At 41.5% G+C, this 6,020-nt stretch carries 10 protein-coding genes; all 10 read right to left on the bottom strand.

Annotated features, from left to right (window positions below; genetic code table 11):
• Positions 1–67: 67 nt before the first annotated feature.
• A complete protein-coding gene (locus CSH92_RS16845; RefSeq protein ID WP_100658819.1) occupies positions 68–541 on the bottom strand; it encodes a hypothetical protein in 474 nt (157 codons plus the stop codon).
• 133 nt (positions 542–674) lie between these two features.
• A complete protein-coding gene (locus CSH92_RS16840) occupies positions 675–1,001 on the bottom strand; it encodes a low molecular weight protein tyrosine phosphatase family protein (RefSeq protein WP_100658818.1) in 327 nt (108 codons plus the stop codon).
• 121 nt (positions 1,002–1,122) lie between these two features.
• Positions 1,123–1,611, bottom strand: coding sequence for a hypothetical protein (locus tag CSH92_RS16835; RefSeq protein ID WP_124916997.1), 489 nt, complete (start codon positions 1,609–1,611; stop codon positions 1,123–1,125).
• Between the two features lie 101 nt (positions 1,612–1,712).
• Positions 1,713–2,189 carry a hypothetical protein gene (locus CSH92_RS16825; protein ID WP_100658815.1) on the bottom strand — a complete coding sequence of 159 codons (477 nt, stop codon included), beginning with the start codon at positions 2,187–2,189 and terminating at the stop codon, positions 1,713–1,715.
• Positions 2,190–2,750: 561 nt separating this feature from the next.
• Positions 2,751–3,071, bottom strand: a complete 321-nt coding sequence (locus CSH92_RS16820; protein ID WP_100658814.1) for a hypothetical protein — start codon at positions 3,069–3,071, stop codon at positions 2,751–2,753.
• Between the two features lie 130 nt (positions 3,072–3,201).
• Positions 3,202–3,702 carry a hypothetical protein gene (locus CSH92_RS16815; protein ID WP_124916996.1) on the bottom strand — a complete coding sequence of 167 codons (501 nt, stop codon included), beginning with the start codon at positions 3,700–3,702 and terminating at the stop codon, positions 3,202–3,204.
• A gap of 107 nt (positions 3,703–3,809) precedes the next feature.
• Complete coding sequence (locus tag CSH92_RS16810; RefSeq protein ID WP_100658812.1) at positions 3,810–4,343, bottom strand: hypothetical protein; 534 nt, start codon at positions 4,341–4,343, stop codon at positions 3,810–3,812.
• Positions 4,344–4,457: 114 nt separating this feature from the next.
• Positions 4,458–4,748 (bottom strand): hypothetical protein, encoded by a 291-nt coding sequence (locus CSH92_RS16805; protein ID WP_100658450.1) that lies wholly within the window; start codon positions 4,746–4,748, stop codon positions 4,458–4,460.
• A gap of 121 nt (positions 4,749–4,869) precedes the next feature.
• Positions 4,870–5,202, bottom strand: coding sequence for a hypothetical protein (locus CSH92_RS16800; RefSeq protein WP_100658811.1), 333 nt, complete (start codon positions 5,200–5,202; stop codon positions 4,870–4,872).
• A gap of 203 nt (positions 5,203–5,405) precedes the next feature.
• On the bottom strand, positions 5,406–5,798 hold the full coding sequence (locus tag CSH92_RS16795) for a hypothetical protein (RefSeq protein ID WP_100658810.1): 393 nt from the start codon (positions 5,796–5,798) through the stop codon (positions 5,406–5,408).
• Between the last annotated feature and the right edge of the window lie 222 nt (positions 5,799–6,020).

Genomic DNA, 6,020 nt, shown 5'->3' with positions numbered 1-6,020 from the left:
GCAGCGCGAGCCCACAGGTAGATGTCCGCGCGAACGAAGTGAGTTTTAATGCGATTGTTAGGCACCATTACGGAAAACCGTATTTTAAAAATAAAGCTGCTAACCAGAATAAAGCAAAACTGCACCAATACACAGCGTAATGCTTTGAGAATTGATTTGCACCATTGCTTTTAACTAAGGTAATCAATTTAGCCTTGTCGTCGTATAGAAGTGTCAAAATCATAAAGAGTAAGACTAAATTGATTATTGGCGTCCCTTGCCAGCCTAAAGAAATAGGAATAACGGTAATACACAGATGCATAGGTAATAGCATGATTGTTCCTACGAGGCGCAACCTAGGGAAAAACAAAATGAACCCAATGACGACTTGAGATAAGGCAATGAAGTAACCAAACGTTGCGAGATTGTATTTTGCAAGTTCCTGAATTAACCACACAGGGCCAATGATATTGGGGAAGCCTTGAAAGAGCTTACTAAGGCCCGCAGAGAAATATATAACTGCAAGCAAAACCTGAAAAATCAATAAGCTTCTTTGAAACATTCGCCGTCCTTGACTTGGTGCCTAACGCCCCGCATAAAGGGCAGCTAGCTGTGGGCTAAAATTGCGCGCAGCGCGAGCCCACAGGTAGATGTCCGCGCGAGCGCAGCGAGTTTTGATGCGTTTGTTAGGTTTGCTACAACCGCACATACTTTGGAACCCTGTTTTGTAAAATACGAACCAATTCAGGCTGCATTCTGTCATAGTTATCTGGGATATCCAGACAGACTAAACGTTTACCTTGAAGTAATTCCTTATACTTTTTCGCGACTTTATTTTTATGTGTTTTTTCCATGACTAAGATGACGTCCGCCCACTCGACCAAATCACCTGATATTGGCGTTTCAGCATCTTTGTTTGTACCGCAACCAATGGCTTCAACATTGTCATATGCTGAGAAGACCTCTTCACCCGTTGGGCTGCGTAGTCGATTTTCACTGCAAACGAATAATAACCTAGTCATAAAGAATGAAACCTAACACCCGTTTAAGGGGCACAAACATGTAGGCTAAACTGCGAAGCAGCCTGCATGTTTGTGTCCCAGCCCATGCCCTGCATGGGCGAATTGAAACGTTTGTTATAGGTCATTGCAGAGGTGGCTCAAGCTTATCTATACGAATCGAACCATGATTTCCCATGGTTATCATTATTGTTGCGATATCTTTACCCCAGTGGTACCGAGTTTTACCATTCTCTTCCCAAGAGATACGATATTTAGGACCGACTTCTACAGTTAAATAGAGCCAGTCTTGGAAACCTTCCATCAAAGGTTCAGAAGGTTTATCTTCAGAACGATACATTTCTTGTAAGAATTGTAAAGTTCCCAATTCTACGCCTTTCAGTTTTGCAAGATCTTCATCGTTGAAGTCGATCGTTTTACCGCCAATAACAATATTCAATGTTTCAATATCGTCAGTTTCAGCGTTCAAGCGAATTTCACAATAGATAGTATTATATGGTTCGGGAAGAACGCCTTCCCATACTGTGTAATGCTGATGTACCAGAGATGGTTGGAAAGCGTTGGAACAGCAAGAGAAAACGGCTAAAAAGAAAATTAAAAATCGAAGTTTCATTGATGACCTATAACGCCCCAAGCAGGGGCAAGTACATGCAGGCTAAAATACGGAACGAAGTGACGGGAGCCTGCATGTAATTGTCCCGCTGACTTGGTTTGTTAGGTTGAGTTACCCGCTTCTTTACATGCCTTTTGAAGTGCTGCGCCGAGTACAGCTGCAATATTAATAAACTGCTGTCTATATGACAGTTCTTTATGCTTATACCTTGTGCCATCATCCTTACAGATAGTAGACACACCATTATTGAGTATAGCTTTGGTATCTTCGTCAAGTGCCTTGTATAGGTTGTTCACTGCTTGTTTTGAGATATTTGGAATCAAGTTGTGAGCAAAATCATTCCTTAATTTTCCAAGTGAGTTGAGTGCAGGATAAAACCTTGCATCTAATCCAAGTGTTACTGCTAATTGCACAGTTTGACTATAGTCCAAGTTCATTTTTTCAAGATATTTGGGATTAACAATTAGCCCTCGAAGTAGTTCATTTAGAAATTGTTCAATAACAATGTGCGCACGAATTACGACCCCAAGTTCGTCTTCACCTTCAAAGCTATTTAAAAGTTTATTGTATAAATCCACAGAGCTACCTAACTTCCCGATAAGGGGCAACGAAGTGTGCGGCACGATTTCAGGAGGCCGTACACGTAGTTGTCCCAGCGACTGCAAGGAGCGAGCTTGATTGGCTTGTTAGAAATTGACATTAGGAAAGGCCACTCGTCCTTGAAAAACCTGAGTTGCAGAATACGACTTGGACTTAAATAAAACAAGCCATTGAGCCTAGACGAGGGTAGGGCGACCTAAAAACTGCCTTTGAGATAAAACACTTTAACGAAGCAGCAACTGAAGTTGTTTGATTGAAAAATAGCTCGAACAGGCGACGGCCTTAAATGAACTGTCGATGCAGAAAGGCGGCAAACAACCGCGTTGTGTGCGCAGCAAAAAGTTAACATTCGCTTGGTGTGTTAACCGAAGAGTTGATGGTGAAGAACGTGCAGAAGTTGATACGGCTTAAGCTAAAAGCGAAATGGTTTCTAACGCCCCGTTTAAGGGGCACAAACATGTAGGCTAAACTGCGAAGCAGCCTGCATGTTTGTGTCCCAGCCCACGCCCAACGTGGGCGAATTAAAACGATTGTTAGGTTTACTCATACACATAATTTAAATCTTTACCGATTAGCGGCTTATAAATTGTAACCTCTACTACAGTATTAAGTTTGCAATAAGAATGACACCTAATACTAATCTTTTCGCCGGATTCGGTGTAGGCAATAGCATAGTCATTCAGGCTAAGTCCACGCCCCATACCAGCTTCTGCTTTAGACTGAATGGATCTAATTTTAGCATTCAGTGTTCCAATCTTTTGGCCAGTAAATATGGAGAGTTGAATCACAATCCCTAGCATAGCGAAGAAGATAATCAATGCGACAACAAGAAACCAAAATTTTTCTTTGAATAAACGCATGCAAATAGAGTAAACCTAACGCCCCGATAACGGGCGAATACTTGCTGCGAAAATGGCGAAGCCGCAGCAAGTAGGCGTCCCAGCGAGCGAAGCGAGTGTGTTGATCGGTTTGTTAGGCCCTTCCTCGGGTTTATAAAAGTGAGTCATTAAATGTGCTTGAAATACCATGGTTTAAGTCTACTTTTTCACCCCATGTTTCTTGAAGCAAAGTATTAAGGTTTTCTCTAATTAAATCTGCATTTTTATTATTTTTGTAAACGGTCATTTGTACCAACAAAGGAAGAGGGTCGTGTTCCGGACTATCCCCAATTTTCCAAACTCTTTTAGATGCGTATATAAAAATGCCAGAGCTTGAGCAAACCGATGTCGACAACATTTTTAGTTGTTTTGACATCCTTCCGTTGTCAAAAAACTCTAGTTTGTGCTGGCTTGCAAACTCTTTAAGCGAATTAGTGAGTAAAGACCACTCTTCAACCTCCAAATCTAGAGCCGCAGAATATGAAGGTGATTTACCATAAAGGTTCTGAGAGAAGTCCCCGCCATAGCACGTATTCTCAAATACTGGATCCAACTGACTTTTGGGCGAACAAGCAGCCAGGAAACAAATAAAAAGTGGGATAAACTTAATCATGGGCCTAACGCCCCGCATAAAGGGCAGCTAGCTGTGGGCTAAAATCGCGTGAAGCGCGAGCCCACAGGTAGATGTCCGCACGAGCGCAGCGAGTTTTAATGCGATTGTTAGCACTTTCCATAGTTTATGCAATCATCCTTAAATTGTTTTATTTGCTCTTTAAGAGCAGCAAATTGATTTGCTTCGATTTGAAGAATGAGAATTTCATTGTTTCTGAGACTATACCAAATTTTGACTATTGTCCCTTCGGGCAGCCCTATTCGCGGGACTTGTTTACTTAATCCATTGGTTCTAAATGTGTGACCAGTATCTAGCCGAAATTCGAAAAGGTCGGAATGGCGTTTAATCGTTCGGAAACTTTCAATTTTGCCACTTATGATCGCCACATTTTCAGTTGGAATTTCATTCTTTTGGTCAATAACTGAGCTGATTAAAAAGTACAGTATAAAGCCCGATAGACAAGTAGCTCCAATCCCCCAAATTATCTCGAAAGAACGAGATGTTTTAAAAAGTGAAGTAGATAATTTGCCTGCAATAGAGCCAACACCTAAAACGAACATAATGGAAGCTATAACCACGCTAAACCAAAAGCCGTAGGATAAATTAGATTGAGTTACATCAAAAAAGGTAGTGAATTCCATAAGGGTGCTAACACCCCAATAAGGGGCAAATATGTGTGTGGCATAATCTGAGGAGGCCGCACACGTATTTGTCCCAACGACCGCAGGGAGTGAGCTTGATTGACTTGTTATACATCACTGTTTCATTAGCCTTTGGAGTATATCTATGCGGTCATGAATTCTCTTACTTTCAATGTGAGTTTCTGCACTAACTGCAACAATCATCAATAGCAATGCGTACAGTACAGGCTGTTCAAAAAGCTCAGGAAACATCCAGAGTAAAAATGCGAACACTGCAATAAAGCCCAAGTTTCTTAAAAGTGTTTCTTTTATGCTCGGCTTCAATTTCTCAAATTGATTTAGCAGAGCTTCTTTCTTTTGAATGTCGTCGTAAAGAGCTTTTGCTTCTATTTCATCCTTGTTCATTTTGTATTCCTAATTTGGTGTATAACTTCCAAATATGGGGCGCAGACACGTGTGCAATAATGGCGAAGCCGCGCACGTGTTTGCGTCCCAACGAGCGGCAGCGAGTGCCATAATTTGTTTGTTATAAGGCATTGCCGGAAACAACCTTAAGTTCGTCCAGCTCAAGGGCAAACTGTTGTGGGCTTTCTTCTTTGACAACAACTCCGCCACACCACATTACATCTAATTTACCATTAATTTCACTGGCATAAATTAACATGGTTTGCCCTTTTTTGAACCAATAGCCAGTGCAGCTTGAACCATTAATATTAGTATCCAAAACAGTATCTTCGTCTTTTCCTTTAAATCTCATGATTTGCTGAAAATTGACTAAAACCTCGGCCTCGTTGAACTGGTTAGTTGTTCCCTTCTGTTGAATATCTACCACCTTGCCAACAAAAACAGAATCAAACATTTCGAACTTCTCTTTGGCTGATCCTAGGTGACAGGAGCAAGCTAGAGATGCCAAAGGCATTAGACTAACAGTCAAAATTAAGAGGTATCGAATCATTCCCTTGCCTTATAACACCCCCATAAGGGGCAATTACCTGTAGGCTAAAATACGGAGCGAAGCGGAGGGAGCCTACAGGTAAGTGTCCCAGCGCGTTAATGGGCTTGTTATAGGCCGCCTTCTCGATGCCACTCTTCTAGATTTCCATTAGAGCTTTTGAGTGTCATTAAACTTCGTTTTGATTGAACAACTAAATACACTGATTTTTCCTTTTTTTCAGGGCTATACGACCGAGAAAACGAAAGCTTCAATGAATCACCATCTAAAAGCCAACTACCCGTCATTTTATATGTGACTGCTTCACCTAAGCCACCAGAAAAACCGATTTCATGAATGGTGCAGGTAAAACCGCCAACGGACTCAAAAGTACAAAACTTAGTGTCTTTGAAATCTTCACCAATCTCAATAAATTGCCATGAACCCAAGAGCTGTTGCTTAGGTTTGCTTACACAAGCAAACAAAAACAAACTAAGAATGAGAGCAAAATGCAATTTCAACATCTAAGGCCTATAACGCCCCGCATAAAGGGCAGCTAGCTGTGGGCTAAAATCGCGTGCAGCGCGAGCCCACAGGTAGATGTCCGCGCGAGCGAAGCGAGTTTTAATGCGATTGTTAGGTGCCTTGGCTACCACGAAGAAATCCTTTTTTTAATGGCGGGAAAATGAAAAACCATGCTACTACGATAAGCGCACATGACTTTACTGTAAATAATAACCAAAACC

The sequence above is a fragment of the Neoalteromonas flava genome (genome assembly GCF_002807685.1).
GTDB classification, from domain to species: Bacteria; Pseudomonadota; Gammaproteobacteria; order Enterobacterales; family Alteromonadaceae; genus Alteromonas_E; species Alteromonas_E flava.
The sequence above is the reverse complement of the archived record's forward strand: the minus strand, read 5'-3'. Positions and strand labels throughout refer to the sequence as shown.